Genomic DNA, 21,697 nt, shown 5'->3' with positions numbered 1-21,697 from the left:
CGCGGCGCAAATCCGTGCGTCAGGAGGCGCACTCCAGGACCGAGCCGCACACCCCGCACCGGGCCCGCAGCGTCCGTCCCGCCGGGATCCGCAGGCGCTGGAGGCAGACCGGGCAGGGGAAGGAGACCCCGGTCGCCGGGGCCCCGCCGTCGAAGGCGTACGGGGCGTCCTCGGAGGCCCGGCCCCGGCGCCGCTCCCATCCGTACCGGCGGCGCTCGGCCCAGCCCGCCCCGGCGAGCGGCGGCGCGGTCCGCTCGCGCGCGGCCTCCGCCCGGCCCCGTACCCACGCCTCGTACGCCACCGCGCTGGTGAACCACGGCGACGGGTCCTCGCCGAAGACCTCGGCCCGCTTGGCGAGGACCCAGCCGAACTCCTCCGGGGTCAGATAGCCGAGCTTCTGGCTCTCGACGCCGTCCCGCCGGTACGCGTCGAGCAGCAGCCAGCCGGCGCCCAGATAGGTGGTCACCACGTCGGTGAGGACCTCGTTCTCGGCGGTGGAGGGGAGGCCGAGGCCGAGCCGGTGCAGCAGGACGTGGGTGATCTCGTGGGCGAGGGCCGCGCCGATGTCCCTGCGGCGGGTCCGGAAGCGGTCGTTGAGCTCGACGAAGTACTCGGGTCCCGCCGTGAGCTCGACGGCCGCCGCGTACTCCATGGGCCGGAAGCTCACCACGATGCGCGCCTCGGGCAGTTGCAGGTGCCGGACGAGGGCGTGGGCCACCCGCTGGGCGCCGAGGTGGAGGTCCTCGTCGTCGCCGAAAGTCACGTCGGCGGCGGTCACGCTGGTCGGGTAGCGGCGCACTCCGTCGGGGGAGAGGCGGCGGTAGAGCGCGGTGAGCGAGGCCCGCATCGTGGCGCGGTGCGGGAAGCCGTGGATGACACGGTCGGCCTCATGTCGGTTCGGCATGCCGGATCCCCCCTCCCGTCCACTGTACGGTCCCCCCATCGGATCTGGCCGAAAAGGCTTTCTTGTGGCGCTGGTTGGGCGCTGTTCATAATCCGGACAGGCCTTGACGAGCGCATGTCATCGCGTTCATGTCATCCCTCCGTCGAGGCCGACCCCCCACGAGAGAAGGAAGACACGTGAAGCAGAACCGCATGGTCCGTGCCCTCCAGAAGCTGGCCGCCGCCGGCGCCGTCGTCCTGGCGGCCGTCAGCCTCCAGCCCACCACCACCGCCTCCGCCGCCCCCGCCCCCGTCGTCGGCGGCACCCGCGCCGCCCAGGGCGAGTTCCCCTGGATGGTCAGGCTCTCCATGGGCTGCGGCGGCTCCCTGATCACCCCTCAGGTCGTCCTCACCGCCGCCCACTGCGTCAGCGGCTCCGGCGCCAACACCAGCATCACCGCCACCGCCGGAGTCGTGGACCTCCAGTCGAGCAGCGCCATCAAGGTCAGGTCGACCAAGGTCCTCCAGGCCCCCGGCTACACCGGCCAGGGCAAGGACTGGGCGCTGATCAAGCTCGCCAGCCCGATCACCTCGCTGCCCAACCTGAAGATCGCCGACACCACCGCGTACAACAACGGCACCTTCACCGTGGCCGGCTGGGGCGCCGCCCGCGAGGGCGGCGGACAGCAGCGCTACCTGCTCAAGGCGAACGTCCCGTTCGTCTCCGACGCCTCCTGCCAGGCCGCCTACGGCAGCGACCTCGTCCCCAGCGACGAGATCTGCGCCGGCTACAGCCAGGGCGGCGTCGACACCTGCCAGGGCGACTCCGGCGGCCCGATGTTCCGCAAGGACAACAACGGGGCCTGGATCCAGGTCGGCATCGTGAGCTGGGGCGAGGGCTGCGCGCGGCCCGGCTTCCCCGGCGTCTACACGGAGGTCTCGACCTTCGCCTCCGCCATCACGTCCGCCGCGGCCACGCTGTAGCGGACCCGTCGCCGCCGTCACGCCCGGCCCACGGGGCCCGGACCCGGCGGCAACCGTGAACGGGTGCCCCGGAGCGGCCTCGGCTCCGGGGCACCCTCACGTGCGTGAGCCGGTTATTTATTTTGATTCCTCAGAGGACGTCCAGCTCCACCGAAGACGGCGCCCCGCCCTCCAGCTCCAGGACCCACACCTCGTTCGCGCCCTCCCGCAGCACCGGGCCCGGCACGAACAGCGCCTCCTGCGGGCCCGCCGACCAGTAGCGGCCCAGGCAGAAGCCGTTCACCCACACGAAGCCGCGGGTCGAGCCCGGCAGCCGCAGCCACGCGTCGCCGGCCCCGGCCACATCGAGCGCCCCCCGGTAGAGGCCCGGCCCTGCGGAGACCGGACCGAACGGCACCTTGCCGACCGCCGCCGCCTCGAAGGCGTCCAGACGCAGCGCCCGGGCCCGTACCCCGTGCAGATACTGCCGCTCGTGCCGTACGCCGCCGGTGATCCCCTTCGGCTCCGAGACCCGCGGCCCGTAGTTGACCCGGCCGAGCGACTCCACCCACAGGTCCACGAGCGCGGGACCCGCCACCGGCTCGGGAAGGAAGCAGTCCTCCTCGTCGAGCACCCCCGCCCGCAGCCCGTCGACGTACACCACCGCCCGGTCCCGCAGCCCCGTCACGCTCAGCGGGTACGGCTGCCGCGGGCCCGGCACCGCCACCCGGTAGCGGACCAGACCCCGGCCCACGTCGAGCTCCTCGAAGGTCGGCGGCACCGGCGTCACCGTCTCCTCGCCGCCGAGCACCTCCAGGACCCCGCCCAGCGGCGCCCAGCCGTCGAACGTGCCCGACACCGGCGCCCCGAGCCGGGCCGGCGGCTCCGGCACCTCCGGCAGCGGCCCCTCCGCGTACTCCGCGAGGACCTCGCGGAAGGCCCAGTACTTCTCCGTCGGCCGCCCCGCCTCGTCGACCGGCGCGTCGTAGTCGTACGAGGTCACCGTCGGCCGCAGCGGACCGTCGTGCAGCTCGCCGTCCCGGTTCGCGCCCGCCCAGCCGCCGAAGTTCGTCCCGCCGTGCGCCATGTACACATTGACCGAGGCCCCGCACTCCAGGATCTCCCGCAGCGCCGCCGCCGCGTCCGCCGCGTCCCGTACGGAGTGCTCCGTGCCCCAGTGGTCGAACCAGCCGCACCAGAACTCCATGCACATCAGCGGACCCGACGGCTGGTGGCGGCGCAGCGTCGCGAAGCCCTCCCGCGCCCCCGAGCCGAAGTTCGCCGTCGCGAGCACCCCCGGCACCGAACCGCCCGTCAGCATGTGGTCCTCGGGCCCGTCCGAGGTGAACAGCGGCACGCTCACCCCGCAGCCCCGCAGCAGCTCCGCCACCCACTCCAGATAGCCCAGGTCGCTCCCGTAACTCCCGTACTCGTTCTCCACCTGCACCAGGACCACCGGACCGCCCCGGTCGACCTGCCGCTCCACCACCTGCGGGAGCAGCCGCCGGAACCAGGACTCCACCGGCGCCAGGAACTCCGGGTCGAGGCTCCGCACCCGCCGCCCGAGCGGCCCGGTCAGCCAGTGCGGAAGCCCGCCGTTCTCCCACTCGGCGCAGATGTACGGACCCGGGCGCACGATCGCCCGCATCCCGGCCCGCTGCACCGCGTCCAGGAACCGGCCGAGCGCCTCCACGTCCGCGTACCGGCCGGGCTCCGGCTCGTGCAGGTTCCACGGGACGTACGTCTCGACACAGTCGAGGCCCATCGCGCGCAGCATCCCGAGCCGGTGCTCCCAGTGGCCCTCGTGCACCCGGAAGTAGTGCAGCGCCCCCGAGAGCAGCCGCACCGGCCGCCCGTCGAGCAGAAAGTCCTCGTCACCCACAGCGAACGCGCTCATGGCCTCACCCTGACCCCCTGGCGGCGGCGCGGTCCATGGACAAAGATCGTCGCAGTTTGGACGTTAGAGAGAGCGGGCCGCGCGATGTACCACACCTGGATGCGTTACTTCACGCCCAGCCCCGTCCACCACCGCCTCGGCCTCGTCTGCCTCGGCGTCGGACTCCAGCACGGCACCCTGCCCACCGTCGGCCCGCGCACCCTCGACCACCACGTCGCCGTCGTCGTCTCCGCAGGCAGCGGCTGGTACCGGGGCGCCGACGGGCGCCGCACCACCGTCACCGCCCCCGCCCTCCTCTGGCTCACCCCCGGCACCCCCCACCACTACTCCGCAGACCCCGGCACCGGCTGGGACGAGGCCTTCGTCGACTTCTCCGGACCCGCCACCACCACCTACACCGAACTCGGCTACATCGAGCCCGACCGGCCCGTCGTCCCCCTCTCCGACGCCGCCCCCGCCCGCGCCGCCATCGCCCGGATCGCCCGCGCCGCCCGCCCCGGCAACCCCCTCCTGGAGGTCGAGACCGCCGCCGCCGTCCACGAACTGCTCGTCGCGCTCCGCCGGGCCCGCGCCGACACCAACGCCGACGGCGACCCCGTCCTCGCCGCCCTCGCCCGCGACGCCTTCCAGCCGCTCTCCGTCGCCGACCACGCCGCCCGGCACGGCATGACCCCCACCGAGCTGCGCACCGCCGTCCGCCGCGCCGCCGGATGCAGCCCCAAGGACTACCTGCTCAGCGTCCGCCTCGGCCGCGCCAAGGAGCTCCTCGCCGCCACCGAGCTGCCCGTCGCCGCCGTCGCCCGCCGCGTCGGCTACGACGACCCCGCCTACTTCTCCCGGCTCTTCACCCGCCGGGTCGGCACCGCGCCCATCCGTTTCCGCGAGCAGCAGGGGCGGTCCGTGCACGGCGGCTGGAGCAACGTCGTTCCGGATCCCGAACACCCGCCCACGATCCACCCGAGATCCGTCTAAGCTCGCAGATCATGAGCGACACCAGCGACACCAGTGCCATCGACCCGACCGTCATCGCCGAGCTGACCCGGCTGCGCGAAAGCATCGACAACATCGACGCCGCGGTCGTGCACATGCTCGCCGAGCGCTTCAAGTGCACCCAGCAGGTCGGCGTCCTCAAGGCCGAGCACCAGCTCCCGCCCGCCGACCCGGCCCGCGAGGCCCGTCAGATCGCCCGGCTGCGGGAACTCGCCGAGAGCGCGAAACTGGACCCGGCCTTCGCGGAGAAACTCCTCAACTTCATCATCGCCGAGGTCATCCGGCACCACGAGACGATTGCGGACGGAGCACGCTGATGGGCCGCGTCACGGTCTTCACCCTCGGAGGGACCATCTCCGCACGAGGCGGTGACGCAGCCCGCATGACCGGTCAGGAGGTCCTCGCCGAGCTCGGCGCCCCCGAGGACGTCGTCCTGCGGGACTTCCGCCGCGTCCCCAGCTCCACCCTCTCCTTCGAGGACCTGGCGGCCCTCGCCGACGAGGTCCGCAAGGCCGTCGCCGACGGCTCCGGCGTGGTCGTCGTCCAGGGCACCGACACCCTGGAGGAGACCGCCTTCCTCCTCGACCTGCTCTGCACCACCGAGCAGCCGATCGCCGTCACCGGCGCCATGCGCCGCCCCGACCTGCCCGGCGCCGACGGCCCCGCCAACCTCGCCGCCGCGCTCGCCGTCGCCGCCGACCCCGCCTGCCGGAACCTCGGCGTCCTCGTCGTCCTCGCCGACGAGATCCACGCCGCCCGCCTCGCCCGCAAGACCCACACCACCTCGATCGCCACCTTCGCCTCACCCGGCGCCGGACCGATCGGCACCGTCGTCGAGGGCGAACCCCGGATCCTGCTCCGCCCCGCCGCCCCCACCGCGCTCTGCGCGCTGAAGTTCGACCCGTCCGTACGCGTCGCCCTGGTGACCCTCTCCCTCGGCGACCGCGGCGAACTCCTCGACGCCGTCGACGACCGCTTCCAGGGCCTCGTCGTCGCCGCCTTCGGCGCCGGACACGCCCCCGCCCCGCTCGTCGAACCCCTCGCCGAGATCGCCCGGCGCATCCCGGTCGTCCTGGCCTCCCGCACCGGCGGCGGCGCGACCCTCTCGGACACCTACCGGAGCCCCGGCTCCGAGTACGACCTGCTGCACCACGGACTGATCCCGGCCGGCCCGCTCGACCCCGCCAAGGCCCGGATCCTGCTCCACACCCTGATCTCCAGCGGTGCCGCGGGCCCGACCGGCTACGACCGCCCCCGCATCACGGCCGCCTTCACCCACCTGAACGGCTCCGGCCTCGCCTGAGGTCCGTATACCCCCTGCCCCGGACCGGAGCGATCGGGCAGCATAGGGCCCATGTCCGTACTGACGCGCGACGAAGCGCAGACCCGTGCCCAGCTCCTCGACGTCCACCACTACCGCGTGGACCTCGACCTCACCACCGGCGACGAGACCTTCGAGTCACAGAGCCTCATCCGCTTCACGGCCCGCGCCGCGGGGGACACCTTCGTCGAGCTCAAGCCCGAGACCCTGCACTCCGCCCTCCTCGACGACGAGCCCCTCGACGTCACCGCCCTCGACGGCAACCGGCTCCCGCTGACCCTCACCGAGGGCGAGCACACCCTCCGCATCAGCACCACCATGCGGTACTCCCGCACCGGCGAGGGCATGCACCGCTTCACGGACCCCACCGACGGCGAGTCGTACGTCTACACCCAGCTGTTCATGGAGGACGTCCAGCGCGTCTTCGCCTCCTTCGACCAGCCCGACCTGAAGGCCGTCTTCGAGGTGGGCGTCACCGCCCCCGAGGGCTGGACCGTCCTGGCCAACGGCATCACCGAGCAGCAGCCCGACGGCCGCTGGCAGGCCGCCCCCACCCCGCTGCTCTCCACCTACTTCGTCTGCGTCGCCGCCGGCCCCTTCCACAGCATCCGCACCGAGCACGCCGGCCTGCCCTTCGGCATCCACTGCCGCCGCTCCCTCGCCGCCCACCTCGACGCCGACGCCGACGAGATCCTCGCCGTCACCAAGGCCTGCTACGACCGCTACCACGAGAAGTTCGACGAGCCGTACCCCTTCGACTCGTACGACCAGGCCTTCGTCCCCGAGTTCAACGCCGGCGCCATGGAGAACCCCGGACTCGTCACCTTCCGCGACGAGTTCGTCTTCCGCTCCGCCGTCACCGTCACCGAGCGCCAGACCCGCGCCATGGTCATCGCCCACGAGATGGCCCACATGTGGTTCGGCGACCTCGTCACCCTGCGCTGGTGGGACGACATCTGGCTGAACGAGTCCTTCGCCGAGTACATGGGCTACCAGACCGTCAACGAGGCCTGCTCCGACCTCTTCCCCGACACCTGGATCGACTTCGGAGTCACCCGCAAGGCCTGGGGGTACGAGGCGGACCAGCGGCCCTCCACCCATCCCGTCGCCCCCGACCCGGAAGCCGTCCCCGACACCGCCTCCGCCCTCCTCAACTTCGACGGCATCTCCTACGCCAAGGGCGCCTCCGCCCTGCGCCAGCTCGTCGCCTGGCTCGGCGAGAAGGACTTCCTCGCCGGCATCAACATCCACTTCAAGCGCCACAAGTTCGGCAACGCCACCCTCGCCGACTTCATCGACAACCTGGCCGCGGCCACCGACCGCGACGTCCACGCCTGGGCCGAGCAGTGGCTGCGCACGACGGGCGTCGACACGCTCAGGCCGCGCCTCGAAGGCGAGGGCACCCACTGGCAGCTCACCGTCGACCGCGACGGCAGCCGCCCGCACCGGATCGCCGTCGGCGTCTACGACCGGGACGCCCTGGACGCGCCGGTCCTGCGCGAGCGCCGCGAGATCGACGTCCCGCAGGAGGCCCCCGCCGAGCTGGCCGGCCCGCGCCCCGCCCTCGTCGTCCTCAACGAGGGCGACCTCACCTACACCAAGGTGCGGTTCGACGAGACCTCCGAGGCGACGCTCCTGTGGGCGCTCTCCGCCGTCCCCGACGCGGTCACCCGCGCCGTCGTCTGGAACAGCCTGCGCGACATGGTCCGCGACGGGGACCTGGAGCCCACCACGTACCTGGAGGCCGCCCACGCCCACCTGCCGCAGGAGACCGAACTCGCCCTCGTCCAGGGCGTCCTCGGCTTCGCCCGCACCCAGATCGCCGACCGGTACGTCACCGAGGAACAGCGCCCCGCCGCCCTCGCGAAGATCGGCGACATCGCCCGCGCCCTGCTGCGCCGCACCGAGGACGGCGAGGAGCCCGGACTGCGCCTCACCGCCGTCCGCGCCTGCATCGACAGCGCCACCACCCCCGACAAGATCGCCTCCTGGCTCGACGAGGGCACCGTCCACGGCGGCCCGGAGCTCGACCCCGAGCTGCGCTGGCGGATCCTCGCCCGCCTCGCCGTCCTCGGCGCCGTGGACGAGACCGTGATCGCCGCCGAGCTGGAGCGGGACCCGAGCGCCACCGGCCAGGAAGGCGCGGCCCGCTGCCGGGCGTCCCTCCCGGACCCGGAGGCGAAGGCCGCCGCCTGGTCGTCCCTCTTCGACTCCGACGACCTGTCCAACTACCTGTTCACCGCCACCGCCCAGGGCTTCTGGCAGCCCGAACAGGCCGATCTCGTACGGGAGTACGTGCCGCGCTTCTACGAGGCGGCCGTCGCGCTCGGCGACCGCCGGGGCCCCGCGATGGCCGAGGCCGCGGGACGCTACGCCTTCCCGGTGTACGCGATCGACGCGGACTCCCTGGCCCTGGGCGAGTCCCACCTCACCGCCGACACGATGATTCCCGCCCTCCACCGCAAGCTCGTCGACCAGCTGGACGACCTGCGCCGGGCGCTGCGCGTGCGCGGCTGAGGGTGCTAGACGGGACCTGAGGTCCAGTCCCATTCGGTGAGCGCGGAGCGCAGCAGCCGCGCGGCACCGGAGAGCCGGCTGTCGGCGCCCCAGAGCAGGGTGAGGGTGCGCCGGCAGTCCGGTCCGTCGACGGCGATCCAGGCGACGGGCGCCCGGGTGGCACTGCGCCGGGCCATGTCGGGGATGAGGCCGATGCCGAGTCCGGCGGCGACCAGGATCGCGGTCGCGCTGGGCTCGTCGCCCTCGCAGACGACCCTCGGCGACCCCAGGCCGCCCAGGGCGAACAGCCGGTCGAGCAGCCGGCGCTGCCAGTGCCCCTCGCGGGTGCAGACGAAGGGCTCGTGGGCGAGTTCCTCGACGTGCACCGAGCCGCGGCCGGCCAGGGGGTGGTCGAGCGGGGTGACCACCCACACCGGCTCGTCGAGCAGCTGGGCCGCCTCCAGGCCCTCGGGCGGGACCGGCTGCGAGGCGACGCACAGGTCCACCTCCTGCGCACGGAGGGCGCGGGCCATCTCCGCGGCGGCCAGCTGGTGGAGCTCGACCTCGACCGCGGGATGCGCCCGTTTGAACGTCCCGAGCGGTCCGGTCAGGGTGAGGAAGGTCTCCGAGGCGAGCCGTACCGAGCCCAACTGGCCGACCGTGACGGCGGCGACGGCCCGGCGCCCCGCGTCGAGCTCCCCGAGGGAGCGCTCGACGTGCCGGAGGAAGACCTTCCCGGCGTCGTTGAGCCGGAGCCGGCCGGCCCGGTCGAACAGCGGCGTGCCGAGCTCGGCTTCAAGGCGTGTGATGGTGCGGCTCAGCGAGGGCTGGGCCACGCGGAGCTCCTCGGCGGCGCGGCTGAGGTGTTCGAGGCGGGCCACGACGACGAACTGCCTGAGCGCGTGGAGATCCATCATGCCCCCCGGGGCATGGCCCCATAGCGATATTGATCTTGGACAGGATATCGGCCACGTCATAGCGTCGTTTCTGCCATCGCACCGAGCAACAAGGGGGGTGACGCCCCATGTTGAGGGGTGTCTGGAAAGCAGTCGTCACGGCGCACGTGGTGGCGGTCTTCGGACAACCGGTGTTCGCCGGCGTCTATCTGAGCGGCGACTTCGACGGTCTCGCCATGCACGGGGCGGGCGCCGACGTCGTCACCTCGCTCTGCCTCGTCCAACTGGTCGTCGCGATCGTGGTCTGGGCGCGGCTGCGCGTGTCCTGGCCCTTCCACGTCACCCTCGCGCTCGCGGTCGCCGAGACCGCGCAGTACTTCGCCGGGACGGCCGGGGCGCTGTGGCTGCACATACCCCTCGGGGTGTTCACCGTCGCCGCCGTCATCATGCTGTTCGCCGCGGTCTGGCTCCGGCCGCTGGAACGCCGGGAGACCACCGAGCAGCAGACCACCGAACGGGAGGCCGTCGATGCCTGACCTGACCAGGCGCCGGGTCCTGGCCGTCGGCGGGGCGCTCGGGGTCATGGCGGCCGGCGGGCTGGGCGTCGCGGCCGGGCTGTCCCGCCGCCCGGCCGCCACCGGTGCCGAACTCCGCAGCGCCGTACCGCTGCCGCCCCCGTTCGAGGTGCCGCTGCCGCTGCCCGCCGTCCTCAAGCCGGTGAGCAAGGGCGCCCGGGAGGACCGCTACGAGATCGTCCAGCGCGAGACGACGGCGGAGATCCTGCCGGGCCTGCGGACCCGCCTGTGGACGTACGGCGGGACCTTCCCCGGCCCCACGATCGAGTCGCGGCGCGGCCGCCCGGTCACCGTGACCCACCGCAACGAGCTGCCCGTGCCGACCGTGGTGCACCTGCACGGCGGCCGCACCCCGGCGGAGTCGGACGGCTACCCGACGGACCTGGTCACGCCGGCGGGCTGGCCGACGACGGCGCACGGCGGCGACACGGGACACGGGGGCCACACGGGACACGGATCCGGTGGTCCCGCGGGACACGGATCCGGCGGGGCCATGCACGACCCGAAGGCCGTCACGACCGCCCTCACCCGGGAGTACACCTTCCCGCTGGACCAGCGGCCGACGATGCTCTGGTACCACGACCACCGGATGGACTTCACCGCCCCGGCGATCTGGCGGGGCCTCGCCGGACTGCACATCGTGCGCGACGACGCCGAGGAGGCCCTCGGCCTGCCCGCCGGGCCGCGCGAACTGCCGCTGATGATCGCGGACCGGGCCTTCGCCGCCGACGGCAGCCTCGACTACCCGTCCCTCGACCCCACCCTGAGGGACCGCCCGGGCGTCCGCGAGCCCTACGTCGCGGGGGTGCTCGGCGACGTGATCCTCGTCAACGGCGCCCCCTGGCCGGTGCACGAGGTCGACGCGGCCCGCCACCGCCTGCGCCTCCTGAACGCCTCCAATGCCCGGCACTACGAGCTCGAAGCGGTCACCGAGGACGGGCGACGCCTCGACCTCGTCCAGATCGGAGCCGACCAGGGCCTGCTCGCGGCACCGGTGAAGCACGGGACGCTGCCCGTCGCCCCGGCCGAACGCTACGACGTGGTCGTCGACTTCGCCGGAGTACCGGTCGGCGGCCTGGTCAAGCTGGTCAACCGCCTGGGCTCCGGCCGTACGCGTGACGTGATGGCCTTCAGGGTCGTACGCAAGGCGGCCGACGACAGCCGCGTCCCATCCGTCCTGTCGACCGACCTCCCGACGTGGCGGCGCTCGGACGCGGTCCGGGTACGCGACTTCTCCTTCCGCGCGGGACGCATGGGCGAGGACGACGGCCACGGCTGGCTGATCGGCGGGCAGCCCTTCGACCCGACTCGCTCGGACGTCACGGTCCGCCTGGGCGACGTGGAGATCTGGCGCCTGGTCGCCGACGTCCACCACCCCGTCCACCTCCACCTGACGGGCTTCCGGATCCTCTCCCGAGGCGGCGACGAACCCCTGCCGCACGACGGGGGCCTGAAGGACACGGTGTCCCTGCGGCCGGGGGAGTCGGCGGAGATCATCACGCGCTGGGAGGGGTATCGGGGGCGGTACCTCTTCCACTGCCACAACGCGGAACACGAGGACATGGGCATGATGGCAAACCTCCAGGTGACCTGACGCCCCCGCGGCCGCGCCCGCCCCGTTGTGGGCAGTCGTTCCGCTGGGGCGGAACGGGTGGGCACAACGGACCCGCGCCCTGCCGGCGCCCGAGGCTCCTGCGCCTGAACCCGCACCACGTCGTGCGGCGCCGCTGGGGTGCGGGTCCAGGCACAGGGGGCGGAGGCGCCGCCGAGGGCGCCGTCCCGTGTGCCCACCCGTCCCGCCCTGCGGGACGATTGCCCACACGGGGTGCGGCGAAGGGCACCGCCCGCCCGGGCGCGGGTCCAGCAACGCGGGGCGCAGGACCCGTGGCGCGTCGCTCGTTCGGGTCATGCACCCGCACTCCCCGGACAGGCCCCGCCCGCGCCCGGCACCCTGTCGTCCATGCGTGCCGCACCCCCACCCCTCGCCGTCGACCCCACCGCCCTGAGCCGTCTGCTCGGCATCGCCCTCGACGCCCTCCGCGAGGGGGCGCAGGCCAGGGGCGGTCCCTTCCCGGCGGGGGGCCCGGGGGCCGTGGCCCGGAGGATCGCGGCCCTCGGAGCCGTACTCCCGGAGACCGGCACCGGCCCCGACGAGGCCCTCCGGACCCTCGCCCGGGTCCTCGCGGAGGGCGCCGCGGACCCCGCCCACCCCCTCTGCGCCGCCCATCTCCACACCCCGCCCCTCGCGCTCGCGGCGGCCGCCGATCTGGCCGCGTCCGCGCTGAACCCGTCGATGGACTCCTGGGACCAGGCGCCCGCGGCCTCCGCCCTGGAGGCCGAGGTCACGGCGGCCCTCGCCGCCGAGGTCTTCCCCGACGCGAAAACCCCCGACGCGCTCGTCACCACCGGCGGCACCGAGTCCAACCAGCTCGCCCTGCTCCTCGCCCGGGAGCGCCACGGCGCAGGACTGAGGACCGTCGTCGGGGCCAACGCCCACCACTCCTTCCGCCGCGCCGCCTGGCTCCTCGGTCTGCCCGAGCCGGTCGTCGTGCCCGCCCCGCACGGCACGATGGACCCGGCGGCCCTGGCGGAGGCCCTGGACCAGGACGGGCCCACCCTCGTCGCCGCCACCGCCGGCACCACCGACGAGGGCCTGATCGACCCGCTCCCCGAGATCGCCGACGTCTGCGCGGCCGCCGGCGCCGAGCTGCACGTGGACGCCGCGTACGGCGGCCCCGTTCTCTTCAGCCGTACCCACCGCCGTCTCCTCGACGGCCTCGACCGGGCCCGTACCGTCACCGTCGACCTGCACAAACTCGGCTGGCAGCCGGCCGCCGCGGGACTCCTCGCCGTACGCGACGCCGCCGACCCGGCCGTCCTCGGTCACACCGCCGACTACCTCAACGCCGACGACGACACCGAGGCGGGCCTGCCCGACCTCCTCGGCCGTTCCCTGCGCACCACCCGCCGCCCCGACGTCCTCAAGACCGCCGTCACCCTCCGGGCCCTCGGCCGCAGCGGCCTCGGCTCGCTCGTCGACACGTGCATGGAGCTCGCGCGGGACTTCGCCGATCTGGTGGAGAAGGCCCCGGGGTTCGACCTCCACGCCCGCCCCACCCTCACCACCGTCCTCTTCCGCCCCACCGGCGCCGAGGACGAGACCGTGGCCGCGATCCGCCGCACCCTCCTCGCCGAGGGCCGCGCCGTCCTCGGCCGGGCGACGGCCGACGGCCGCCTCTGGCTGAAGGCCACCCTGCTCAACCCCCACACCACCCCCGCGGACCTGGCAGACATCCTCACCCTCGTGGAAGGCAGCACGCACCGATGACCGGCAGCACCCCCCAGCAGGACCTCGACCAACCCCACGACCTGGTGGGCGTCGGCATCGGCCCCTTCAACCTCTCGCTCGCCGCCCTCGCGCACGGCGTCCCCGGCGGCCTCGCCGCCACCTTCTACGAGCAGCGGCCCGCCTTCCACTGGCACCCGGGACTGCTCATCGAGGGCGCCACCCTCCAGGTTCCCTTCCTCGCCGACCTGGTGACCCTCGCGGACCCGGCCAGCCCCTGGACCTTCCTCAACTACCTGAAGAGCCGCGAGCGCCTCTTCCCCTTCTACTTCGCCGAGAAGTTCCACATCCAGCGCGCCGAGTACGACGCCTACTGCCGCTGGGTCAGCGAGCGGCTCCCCGGACTCCGCTTCGGCCACCAGGTCGACTCGGTCCGCTGGAACCCCGAACGACGCCTCTTCGAGGTCGACTTCACCCAGATCGACCCGGACGGGGAGGCCGAGGCCCTGGGCCGCGCCTACACCCGGAATGTCGTCCTGGGCGTCGGCACCGAGCCGTACGTCCCCGAGCCGCTCCGTCCGCTCGCCGACGCCCCCGGCGTCCCGGTGTTCCACTCCGCCGACTACCTGACCCACCGCGAGACGCTGCTGCGCGCCGGGCACGTCACCGTCATCGGCTCCGGCCAGTCCGGCGCCGAGGTCTTCCTCGACCTGCTCCGGGCCCGCCCCGCCGGAGCCGAGCGCATCCACTGGCTGGCCCGCACCGAGGCCTTCGCCCCGATGGAGTACTCCAAGCTGGGCCTGGAGCACTTCACCCCCGACTACACCCGCTACTTCCACGCCCTGCCCGAGCCCGTGCGCGGCGAACTCATGCCCCGCCAGTGGCAGTTGCACAAGGGCATCGACGCGGAGACGATCGCCGCCATCCACGACGAGCTCTACCGCCGCACCCTGCACGGCGGCTGGCCCGACGCCGTCCTCACCCCCGGCGTCCGGGTCCGCACCGCCGGGCGGGTCGCCACCACCCAGGTCGAACTGCACCTGGAGCACGTGCAGCAGTCCACCCGCTCCCGGCTCACCACCGACGCCGTCGTCCTCGCGACCGGCTACCGGGAGCGCCCGGTGGACCGGATGCTCGCCGGGCTCGATCCGTACCTGCGGCGCGACTCCTCCGGGCGCCCCCGGGTCGACGAGCGCTACCGCCTGGTCCTCGACCCCTCCGTCACCGGCTCCGTGTACGTCCAGAACGCCGAGCGCCACACCCATGGCGTCGGCGCCCCCGACCTGGGCCTCGCGGCCTGGCGCAGCGCGACCATCCTCAACGCGGTCAGCGGCAAGGAGCCGTACCCGCTGCCGCGTCGCACCGCCTTCACCAGCTTCGGCCTGGAGACGCGAGAGGCGCCGAGCATCCCGTCCCAGGACCGGAAGCTGACGCCCCTCGTGCAGCACTAGGCGACTAGAAGACCGGCACGCCGTCCCGGGTCAGCTTCCAGTCCACCGACGCGAAGGTGCCCGGGTCGACCGTCCCCTTGGCCTTCACCCACTGGATGATGGTGTTGCGGATCTCGTCCGAGTTCGCCCACAGCTGCGGGGCGGCGGCGACGTGCGGGAACGCGCCGCCGCCGTTCGCCCGGTAGTTGTTGACGGCGAGCACGAACTGCGCCGCCGGGTCGATCGGCGCGCCCCGGAAGGACAGGTTCACGATCCGCGAGCCGGCCGGCTTGGCGATGTCGATCTCGTACGTCAGACCCGACAGCGCGTCGTAGTTGTAGTCCGGGGTGTTGTCCGCGTTGGTCAGCTTCGCGGTGTCCACCGGCACACCCGCCGGGGTCTGGACGTAGTACTTCGCCGAGTACTCCAGGTAGTCCTTCAGCTGGGCACCCGTCATCAGGCGGGCCTCCAGGGTGTTCTCGAAGACGTAGAGCCCGGCGGCGTCCTTGATGGAGATCTCACCGGCCGGGATGCGGGCGGTCCGGGAGAAGCAGGACGCCTGCGAGACCACCGGAAGGTTCGCGTACTGGCCGCCCGCGAGGGCCGCCTTCACCGTCTCGGCCTGGACGACGTTGATCAGGTCGATGATCGGCTCGTCCTTCCACGGCGCGTCGGCCGTGGTCATGGCCGCCGTGGAGGTGCCGATGACCTGGTTGACGTACGCGACGACCTTCTTGTGCTCGTCGGCGAGCAGCCCGGTGATCTCCGGGTCCTCGGCGACCGTGTTGGAGTTGAGGACCTGCGCGCCGGCCTTCTCGACCACCCAGCGGCCCTTCTCCCACACCAGGTCGAAGGAGAAGAGGGTGAGGCGCTGGCCCCACTTCAGCGGCTCGGACAGGACGACGTCCTTGCCGGTCTCCTTGTTCTTCACCCGGTACTCGGGGATCTCGGTGTGGGCGTGCCCGACGAGGATCGCGTCGATGCCTGGCACCTGCTCGGCGACGAGCCCGGCGGCGTTCTCGATGTACGGGAGCTGGTCGCCGTACGAGGAGGTGCCGGAGGAGCCGGAGTGCGCCGAGACGACCACGACGTCGGCGCCCATCGAGCGCAGCTTCGGCACCCACTTCGCGGCCTGCTCCTCGAGACCGGGGAAGACCATCCTGCCGGTGACGTTCGCCTTGTCCCAGATGGCGATGCCCGGGTTGGTCAGGCCGAGGACGGCGACCTTGACGTCCTTGCCGTGCGGGGTGCGCAGGCAGTGCATGCTGTACGGGGCGAAGGCCGGGCGCAGGGTCTTGGCGTCGAGCGCGTTGGCGCCGAGCAGCGGGAAGTCGCACTGCTCCTCGAACTTCCGCAGCACCGGGATGCCGTAGTTGAACTCGTGGTTGCCGAGCGCGGCGGCGTCGTAGCCGATGGCGTTCATGGCCTGGGCCATCGGGTGGACGGGGCCGCCGGCCTGGGTGATCGGGTCGACCTTGGCGTAGTAGTAGGACAGCTGGGTGCCCTGGATGGTGTCGCCGGCGTCGATGAGGAGCGTGTTGCCCTCGCCCTTCTCGGCGCGCACCTGGTTCACCAGGGTGGAGATCTTGGCGAGGCCGACGTCGTTGTGGGCCTTGTCGTCGAACTCCTTGTCCGTGAAGTAGTCCCAGTTGAAGACGTTGCCGTGCAGGTCGGTGGTGCCCATCACGGTGAACGAGTACCGCTTGGCCGGCCGGGGGCGGGCTTCACGGGCCTCGGCGGGGGCGGCGACCCCGGCGGTGAGAGCGACTCCGGCTCCGACGGCGGCGGAGCTCTCCAGGAAGGCCCGGCGGTTCAGCGGCATGTGTTTCTCCCCTTGATACGGCGCCTGCCATGGCGCACAACGCGCGTAGATTCTGGCCTGGAACGCACTGTCGCAACAGACCTTTCGGGTTACGGAGTGGGAAAGTGTTCGGTATGACACACCCGCACCCCACCCCCGAGGCGCCCCAGGTGACGGTCCGTGGCGAGGGCCGTCTGGAGGTGGAGCCGGAACTGGCCCGGATCGGCGTGTCGGTACGCGCCAGGGGCACCGACCGGGCCTCGGTGCTCGCCGCGCTGACGAGCCGCAACGCCGAGGCGATCGCCCTGGTGAAGTCGTACGGCGAGGCCGTCGCCGCGCTGGAGACGGGCGCCCTGTCCGTCACCCCGGAGCCGGCCCGGCACGGCCGCGGCGAGCGGGTGCGCGGCTACCAGGGCTGGGTGCACCTGTCGGTCGAGCTGACCGATGTCACCGCCCTCGGCGAGCTGGTCACGCGCCTCGCCGACCTGGAGTGGACCCGGGTGGACGGCCCCTGGTGGTCGCTGCGCCCGGACTCCCCGGCGCACGCGGAGGCGCGCCGGCAGGCCGTACGGGACGCGGTGCGCCGGGCGCGCGAGTACGCGGAGGCGCTCGGCACCTCCCTGGTGGCCCTGCTCGAACTCTCCGACACCGGACTCGCCCCCGGCGCGCCGGCTCCGGCCGGCGGGATGCGCATGGCCTTCGCCGCCGAGGCGGTGGAGGCACCCGCTCCGCTGGACCTGGAACCCCAGCGGCAGACGGTCACCGCGGAGGTCGCGGCGCGGTTCACGATGGCGCCGCCCGCACTCTGAGACGAACGGCTTTTCGGCCCGTAACCCGCTCATCGGAGCAAGCCGCCGCACAGATTCAAGACTTGTCAACAACCTTTCATGGAAAGGTTGTTGGCTTGTCATGGTGGGCGCCTTCGCTACCCACTGGTAAGCCCTAGGCTCGCCTCATGCGCCGAGCGAAAATCGTTTGTACCCTTGGGCCCGCCACCGAAACATACGACCAGATCAAGGCGTTGATCGAGGCCGGAATGGACGTGGCCCGCTTCAACCTCAGCCACGGCAGCTATGCCGACCACGAGAAGCGCTACCAGCACGTGCGTGAGGCCGCCGACGAGACCGGCCGCAGCGTCGGCGTCCTCGCCGACCTTCAAGGCCCGAAGATCCGCCTCGGCCGCTTCCGCGAGGGCCCCGTACTCCTTGAACGCGGCGACGAGTTCACCATCACCGTCGAGTCGATGGAGGGCGACCGCCACGGCTGCGGGACGACCTACTCCGGCCTCGCCGGGGACGTGACCGCGGGCGAGCGCATCCTCGTCGACGACGGTCGCGTCACCCTGGAGGTCACCTCCGTCGACGGCCCGCGCGTGCACACCCGCGTGATCGAGGGCGGCATGGTCTCCGACCACAAGGGCCTCAACCTGCCCGGCGTCGCCGTCTCCGTCCCCGCCCTCTCCGAGAAGGACATCGAGGACCTGCGCTGGGCGCTGCGCATCGGCGCCGACGTCGTCGCCCTCTCCTTCGTCCGCAGCGCCCGGGACATCGACGACGTGCACCGGATCATGGACGAGGAGGGCCGCCGGCTCCCCGTCATCGCCAAGATCGAGAAGCCGCAGGCCGTCGAGAACATCGAGGAGATCGTCGCCGCCTTCGACGGCATCATGGTCGCCCGCGGCGACCTGGGCGTCGAAATGCCCCTGGAGCAGGTGCCGATCGTCCAGAAGCGCGCGGTGAAGCTGGCCAAGCGCAACGCCAAGCCGGTCATCGTCGCCACCCAGATGCTCGACTCGATGATCGACAACTCCCGCCCCACGCGCGCCGAGGCGAGCGACGTGGCGAACGCGGTCATCGACGGCACCGACGCCGTGATGCTCTCCGGCGAGACCAGCGTCGGCCGCCACCCGATCGAGACGGTCCGCACCATGAGCCGGATCGTCGAGGCCGCGGAGGAGGACGTCCTCGCCAAGGGACTCCCGCCCCTCACCGAGCGGAACAAGCCCCGCACCCAGGGCGGCGCCGTGGCCCGCGCGGCCGCCGAGATGGGCGACTTCCTGGGCGCCAAGTTCCTCGTGGCCTTCACCCAGTCCGGAGACACCGTCAAGCGGCTCTCCCGCTACCGCTCGCCGATCCCGCTGCTCGCCTTCACCCCGGACCCGGCGACCCGCTCCCAGCTCAACCTCACCTGGGGCGTCGAGACCTTCCTCGGCCCGCAGGTGGACTCCACGGACGCGATGGTGGCCCAGGTCGACGAGGAGTTGCTGAGGATCGGCCGCTGCAGGCCGGGCGACATCGTGGTCATCACGGCGGGCTCCCCGCCCGGCGTCGCGGGCTCCACGAACCTGGTCCGTGTCCATCACATCGGAGAACCACTCGCCTAGAGCCCAAGGTCTCAGTCCTTGGAATCGAAGGTAAAGTGCCCCGGGTGGGATTCGAACCCACGCTGTATGGTGTTTGAGACCACTGCCTCTTCCGCTGGGCTACCGGGGCATCCTTCAAAACGAAGGTCGGTGATCACCCGCCGTGCCCCTACCTTACAGGAGGTAGGTAGGCTCATGGGGAGCTGTATCCGCCTCGGAACGAGGCCATGGAACGAGGAGCCCGCGTGACCGCCCCCGAGTCGCCCCAGCCCGCCGACGCCGAGGCGTCGCACGTCCCGCCGCTGACGACCCGCGTCGTCATCGCCGAGGACGAGGCCCTCATCCGCCTCGACCTCAAAGAGATGCTGGAGGAAGAGGGCTACACGGTCGTCGGCGAGGCCGGAGACGGCGCCACGGCCGTCGAGCTCGCCCGCGAGCACCGCCCCGACCTCGTCATCCTCGACGTGAAGATGCCCGTCCTCGACGGCATCTCGGCCGCCGAGAAGATCGCCGGCGAGTCCATCGCCCCGGTCCTCATGCTGACCGCCTTCTCGCAGCGCGAGCTCGTCGAGCGGGCCCGGGACGCCGGCGCCATGGCGTACCTGGTGAAGCCGTTCAGCAAGAGCGACGTGGTGCCCGCCATCGAGATGGCCGTCTCCCGCTTCGCCGAACTCCGCGCCCTGGAGAAGGAGGTCGCCGACCTCTCCCAGCGCCTGGAGACCCGCAAGCTCGTCGACCGCGCCAAGTCGATCCTGCAGACCCAGTACGGCCTGACGGAGCCGGCCGCGTTCCGCTGGATCCAGAAGACCTCTATGGACCGCCGCATGTCGATGCAGCAGGTCGCCGAGGCCGTCATCGAGGACGCCGAGGAGAAGAAGGCGGCCAAGGGGCAGTAGCCCGCGGCCTCCCCGTACGGAAGAAGGCCCGCCCCACGTCGCTGTGGGGCGGGCCTTCCGTCTGCGGTGCTCAGTCCTCGCCGAGGTACGCCTTGCGGACGGACTCGTCGTGGAGCAGGTTCTGCCCCGTGCCGGAGAGCACGATCTTGCCGATCTCCATGACGTGACCGTGGTCCGCCAGGGCGAGCGCGGCCTGGGCGTTCTGCTCGACGAGCAGGATCGTGGTGCCCTGGGCCTTCAGCTCGGCGATCGTCGCCATGATCTTCTGCATCATGATCGGTGAGAGGCCCATGGAGGGCTCGTCGAGCATGAGCAGCTTCGGCTGGGACATCAGCGCCCTGCCCATGGCGAGCATCTGCTGCTCACCGCCGGAGAGCGTGCCGGCCGCCTGCTTGCGACGCTCGCCCAGGATCGGGAAGAGGTCGTAGGCGCGCTGGACGTCCTTGGCGATGCCGGCGCTGTCCTTCCGGAGGAAGGCGCCGAGGAGCAGGTTCTCCTCGATCGTCATCCGGGGGAAGATGTGCCGGCCCTCGGGGGAGTGGGCCAGACCCAGCGAGACGATCTTGTGCGCGGGGATCTTGCGGAGGGACTTGCCCTCGAACTTGATCTGGCCGCCGACCGGCTTGAGGAGCCCGGAGAGGGTCCGCAGGGTGGTGGTCTTCCCGGCGCCGTTGGTGCCGATGAGGGTGACGACCTCACCGGCGTCGACGGAGAAGGAGATGCCCTTGACGGCCTCGATCTTTCCGTAGGCGACGCGCAGGTCCTCGACTTCGAGCAGTGCGGTCATGCGTCGTTCTCCTTGCCCGAAGCAGGGTCGTGCGGGGTGTCCTCCGAGGGCTCCTCGTCGGCGCCTTCGGCGGCCGGGGCCTCGGCGGCCGGAGCCTCGTCCGAGGGGGCGTCGTCGGCCTCGTCGGCCTCGTCGGTCTCTTCGGCCGGGGCGTCTTCGGTCTCGTCGGCCTCTTCGGCCTCGGGGGCCGCGTCAGCCTCGGGGGCCTCGTCGGTCCCGTCAGCCTCGTCGGTCTCGGCGGCCTCGGAGGCCTCGGAGGCCTCCTCGTCCGCCGGAGCCGACGCCTGTGCGGGGCCCGTCTCCGAGGCGACCGGCTCGCCCAGGTACGCGGCGATGACCCGCTCGTCGCCCTGGACGGTCGCGCTGTCGCCCTCGATCAGCTTCTGGCCCTGGACGAGCACGGCGACCCGGTCGCAGAGGTTGAAGATGAACCGCATGTCGTGCTCGATGACGAGCACGGCGATGCCCATGTCCCGGATCTTGAAGATGAGTTCCTCCGCCGCCCGCGTCTCCTGCGGGTTCATGCCGGCGGTGGGCTCGTCGAGCAGGATCAGACCGGGGTCGCTCGCGAGGGCGCGGGCGATCTCCAGCTTGCGCTGCTCTCCGTACGGGAGGTTCTTGGCGAGGTGCTGCGCCTTGTCCTGGAGGCCGATGAACTCCAGGAGCTGCATGGCCCGCTCGGCGGCCTCGGCCTCGGCCTTCTTGAAGCCCGGCAGGCGGAGCAGCGCGGACCAGAGGCCCTGCTTCATCCGGGTGTGGCGTCCGACGAGGACGTTCTCCAGGACGGTCATGTTGTGGAAGAGCCGGATGTTCTGGAACGTCCGGGCGATGCCCGCGTCGGTGACCTTGAAGGACGTGGGCGGCAGGACCGTGCCCTTGTACCGGACTTCGCCCTCGGTGGGGACGTAGAGACCGGTGAGGCAGTTGAAGAAGGTGGTCTTTCCGGCGCCGTTGGGGCCGATGAGACCGACGATCTCGCCGCTGTTCACCGTGAGGTTCACATCGCGCACGGCGGTGAGGCCGCCGAACCGCATGGTGACCCCGCGCGCGTCGAGGACGGTCTCGCGGGCGGCCGGCTCGGTGGTGGCCTCGGCCTTGTTGGTGGTGGTCGTCAT

The 21,697-nt window shown here is 72.3% G+C and carries 18 protein-coding genes and 1 tRNA gene; 12 read left to right on the top strand and 7 right to left on the bottom strand.

Translation table 11 applies throughout. The features are described from left to right. Positions 1–19: 19 nt before the first annotated feature. Entirely contained in the window at positions 20–904 is an 885-nt protein-coding gene (locus tag SVTN_RS09740; protein ID WP_041128717.1) for a hypothetical protein, read from the bottom strand. Positions 905–1,095: 191 nt separating this feature from the next. Between SVTN_RS09740 and SVTN_RS09735 the strand changes: the two genes are divergently transcribed. Further along, positions 1,096–1,866, top strand: coding sequence for a S1 family peptidase (locus SVTN_RS09735; RefSeq protein WP_041133740.1), 771 nt, complete (start codon positions 1,096–1,098; stop codon positions 1,864–1,866). A 130-nt stretch (positions 1,867–1,996) separates the two neighbouring features. Here SVTN_RS09735 and SVTN_RS09730 read toward each other — a convergent pair whose 3' ends face one another. Further along, positions 1,997–3,742, bottom strand: coding sequence for a glycoside hydrolase family 35 protein (locus tag SVTN_RS09730; RefSeq protein WP_041128716.1), 1,746 nt, complete (start codon positions 3,740–3,742; stop codon positions 1,997–1,999). Between the two features lie 84 nt (positions 3,743–3,826). On the opposite strand from SVTN_RS09730, the gene SVTN_RS09725 reads away from it, so the two are divergent. The 4 genes from SVTN_RS09725 to pepN are packed head-to-tail and all read left to right on the top strand — an operon-like array spanning position 3,827 to position 8,570. After that, positions 3,827–4,714 carry a helix-turn-helix transcriptional regulator gene (locus tag SVTN_RS09725; protein WP_041128715.1) on the top strand — a complete coding sequence of 296 codons (888 nt, stop codon included), beginning with the start codon at positions 3,827–3,829 and terminating at the stop codon, positions 4,712–4,714. An 11-nt stretch (positions 4,715–4,725) separates the two neighbouring features. Next, positions 4,726–5,049: a chorismate mutase gene (locus tag SVTN_RS09720; protein ID WP_041128714.1), complete on the top strand. Its 324-nt coding sequence runs from the start codon at positions 4,726–4,728 to the stop codon at positions 5,047–5,049. Next, on the top strand, positions 5,049–6,035 hold the full coding sequence (locus SVTN_RS09715) for an asparaginase (protein ID WP_041128713.1): 987 nt from the start codon (positions 5,049–5,051) through the stop codon (positions 6,033–6,035). The genes SVTN_RS09720 and SVTN_RS09715 overlap by 1 nt, the downstream gene beginning before the upstream one ends. A 51-nt stretch (positions 6,036–6,086) precedes the next feature. Next, a complete protein-coding gene (pepN, locus tag SVTN_RS09710) occupies positions 6,087–8,570 on the top strand; it encodes an aminopeptidase N (RefSeq protein WP_041128712.1) in 2,484 nt (827 codons plus the stop codon). Positions 8,571–8,575: 5 nt separating this feature from the next. Here the strand turns inward: pepN and SVTN_RS09705 are convergent, their stop codons facing one another. After that, entirely contained in the window at positions 8,576–9,466 is an 891-nt protein-coding gene (locus SVTN_RS09705) for a LysR family transcriptional regulator (RefSeq protein ID WP_342669666.1), read from the bottom strand. A 107-nt stretch (positions 9,467–9,573) separates the two neighbouring features. On the opposite strand from SVTN_RS09705, the gene SVTN_RS09700 reads away from it, so the two are divergent. The 4 genes from SVTN_RS09700 (at position 9,574) to SVTN_RS09685 (ending at position 14,757) form a co-directional block, all read left to right on the top strand. Then, entirely contained in the window at positions 9,574–9,981 is a 408-nt protein-coding gene (locus tag SVTN_RS09700; protein ID WP_052499038.1) for a hypothetical protein, read from the top strand. After that, a complete protein-coding gene (locus SVTN_RS09695) occupies positions 9,974–11,614 on the top strand; it encodes a multicopper oxidase family protein (protein WP_041128711.1) in 1,641 nt (546 codons plus the stop codon). Before SVTN_RS09700 ends, SVTN_RS09695 begins: the two co-directional genes overlap by 8 nt. A 366-nt stretch (positions 11,615–11,980) precedes the next feature. After that, entirely contained in the window at positions 11,981–13,348 is a 1,368-nt protein-coding gene (locus SVTN_RS09690; RefSeq protein ID WP_041128710.1) for a pyridoxal phosphate-dependent decarboxylase family protein, read from the top strand. Continuing rightward, entirely contained in the window at positions 13,345–14,757 is a 1,413-nt protein-coding gene (locus SVTN_RS09685; RefSeq protein WP_041128709.1) for a lysine N(6)-hydroxylase/L-ornithine N(5)-oxygenase family protein, read from the top strand. The genes SVTN_RS09690 and SVTN_RS09685 overlap by 4 nt, the downstream gene beginning before the upstream one ends. Positions 14,758–14,761: 4 nt before the next feature. On the opposite strand, the gene SVTN_RS09680 is transcribed toward SVTN_RS09685, so the two are convergent. Next, the gene (locus SVTN_RS09680; RefSeq protein ID WP_041128708.1) at positions 14,762–16,558 is read right to left on the bottom strand and encodes a bifunctional metallophosphatase/5'-nucleotidase; all 1,797 of its coding nucleotides are present in this window, start codon (positions 16,556–16,558) and stop codon (positions 14,762–14,764) included. Positions 16,559–16,671: 113 nt separating this feature from the next. On the opposite strand from SVTN_RS09680, the gene SVTN_RS09675 reads away from it, so the two are divergent. After that, positions 16,672–17,346: an SIMPL domain-containing protein gene (locus tag SVTN_RS09675; protein ID WP_041128707.1), complete on the top strand. Its 675-nt coding sequence runs from the start codon at positions 16,672–16,674 to the stop codon at positions 17,344–17,346. Between the two features lie 146 nt (positions 17,347–17,492). Then, positions 17,493–18,920, top strand: coding sequence for a pyruvate kinase (gene pyk / locus SVTN_RS09670; protein WP_041128706.1), 1,428 nt, complete (start codon positions 17,493–17,495; stop codon positions 18,918–18,920). Between the two features lie 36 nt (positions 18,921–18,956). Here pyk and SVTN_RS09665 read toward each other — a convergent pair. Continuing rightward, positions 18,957–19,029 (bottom strand) — tRNA-Leu (locus SVTN_RS09665). Positions 19,030–19,144: 115 nt separating this feature from the next. Here SVTN_RS09665 and SVTN_RS09660 point away from each other — a divergent pair. Continuing rightward, positions 19,145–19,795: an ANTAR domain-containing response regulator gene (locus SVTN_RS09660; protein ID WP_041128705.1), complete on the top strand. Its 651-nt coding sequence runs from the start codon at positions 19,145–19,147 to the stop codon at positions 19,793–19,795. 70 nt (positions 19,796–19,865) lie between these two features. Here the strand turns inward: SVTN_RS09660 and SVTN_RS09655 are convergent, their stop codons facing one another. Next, positions 19,866–20,582 carry an ABC transporter ATP-binding protein gene (locus SVTN_RS09655; RefSeq protein ID WP_041128704.1) on the bottom strand — a complete coding sequence of 239 codons (717 nt, stop codon included), beginning with the start codon at positions 20,580–20,582 and terminating at the stop codon, positions 19,866–19,868. Then, positions 20,579–21,697 (bottom strand): ABC transporter ATP-binding protein, encoded by a 1,119-nt coding sequence (locus SVTN_RS09650; protein WP_041128703.1) that lies wholly within the window; start codon positions 21,695–21,697, stop codon positions 20,579–20,581. The genes SVTN_RS09655 and SVTN_RS09650 overlap by 4 nt, the downstream gene beginning before the upstream one ends.

It is taken from the genome of Streptomyces vietnamensis (assembly GCF_000830005.1).
GTDB lineage: Bacteria > Actinomycetota > Actinomycetes > Streptomycetales > Streptomycetaceae > Streptomyces > Streptomyces vietnamensis.
Note: the sequence above shows the minus strand (reverse complement) of the source record. Positions and strands in the feature narration are given on the sequence as shown.

Excerpts from the sequence above, each read along its gene's own strand:
- SVTN_RS09725 (WP_041128715.1), top strand. The coding sequence starts at position 3,827 with ATGTACCACACCTGGATGCGTTACTTCACGCCCAGCCCCGTCCACCAC.
- SVTN_RS09695 (WP_041128711.1), top strand. The coding sequence starts at position 9,974 with ATGCCTGACCTGACCAGGCGCCGGGTCCTGGCCGTCGGCGGGGCGCTC.
- SVTN_RS09735 (WP_041133740.1), top strand. The coding sequence starts at position 1,096 with ATGGTCCGTGCCCTCCAGAAGCTGGCCGCCGCCGGCGCCGTCGTCCTG.
- SVTN_RS09740 (WP_041128717.1), bottom strand. The coding sequence starts at position 904 with ATGCCGAACCGACATGAGGCCGACCGTGTCATCCACGGCTTCCCGCAC.
- SVTN_RS09705 (WP_342669666.1), bottom strand. The coding sequence starts at position 9,466 with ATGATGGATCTCCACGCGCTCAGGCAGTTCGTCGTCGTGGCCCGCCTC.
- SVTN_RS09655 (WP_041128704.1), bottom strand. The coding sequence starts at position 20,582 with ATGACCGCACTGCTCGAAGTCGAGGACCTGCGCGTCGCCTACGGAAAG.
- SVTN_RS09675 (WP_041128707.1), top strand. The coding sequence starts at position 16,672 with ATGACACACCCGCACCCCACCCCCGAGGCGCCCCAGGTGACGGTCCGT.
- SVTN_RS09700 (WP_052499038.1), top strand. The coding sequence starts at position 9,574 with ATGTTGAGGGGTGTCTGGAAAGCAGTCGTCACGGCGCACGTGGTGGCG.
- SVTN_RS09730 (WP_041128716.1), bottom strand. The coding sequence starts at position 3,742 with ATGAGCGCGTTCGCTGTGGGTGACGAGGACTTTCTGCTCGACGGGCGG.
- SVTN_RS09680 (WP_041128708.1), bottom strand. The coding sequence starts at position 16,558 with ATGCCGCTGAACCGCCGGGCCTTCCTGGAGAGCTCCGCCGCCGTCGGA.
- SVTN_RS09715 (WP_041128713.1), top strand. The coding sequence starts at position 5,049 with ATGGGCCGCGTCACGGTCTTCACCCTCGGAGGGACCATCTCCGCACGA.
- pyk (WP_041128706.1), top strand. The coding sequence starts at position 17,493 with ATGCGCCGAGCGAAAATCGTTTGTACCCTTGGGCCCGCCACCGAAACA.
- SVTN_RS09720 (WP_041128714.1), top strand. The coding sequence starts at position 4,726 with ATGAGCGACACCAGCGACACCAGTGCCATCGACCCGACCGTCATCGCC.
- SVTN_RS09690 (WP_041128710.1), top strand. The coding sequence starts at position 11,981 with ATGCGTGCCGCACCCCCACCCCTCGCCGTCGACCCCACCGCCCTGAGC.
- SVTN_RS09685 (WP_041128709.1), top strand. The coding sequence starts at position 13,345 with ATGACCGGCAGCACCCCCCAGCAGGACCTCGACCAACCCCACGACCTG.
- SVTN_RS09650 (WP_041128703.1), bottom strand. The coding sequence starts at position 21,697 with ATGACGACCACCACCAACAAGGCCGAGGCCACCACCGAGCCGGCCGCC.
- pepN (WP_041128712.1), top strand. The coding sequence starts at position 6,087 with ATGTCCGTACTGACGCGCGACGAAGCGCAGACCCGTGCCCAGCTCCTC.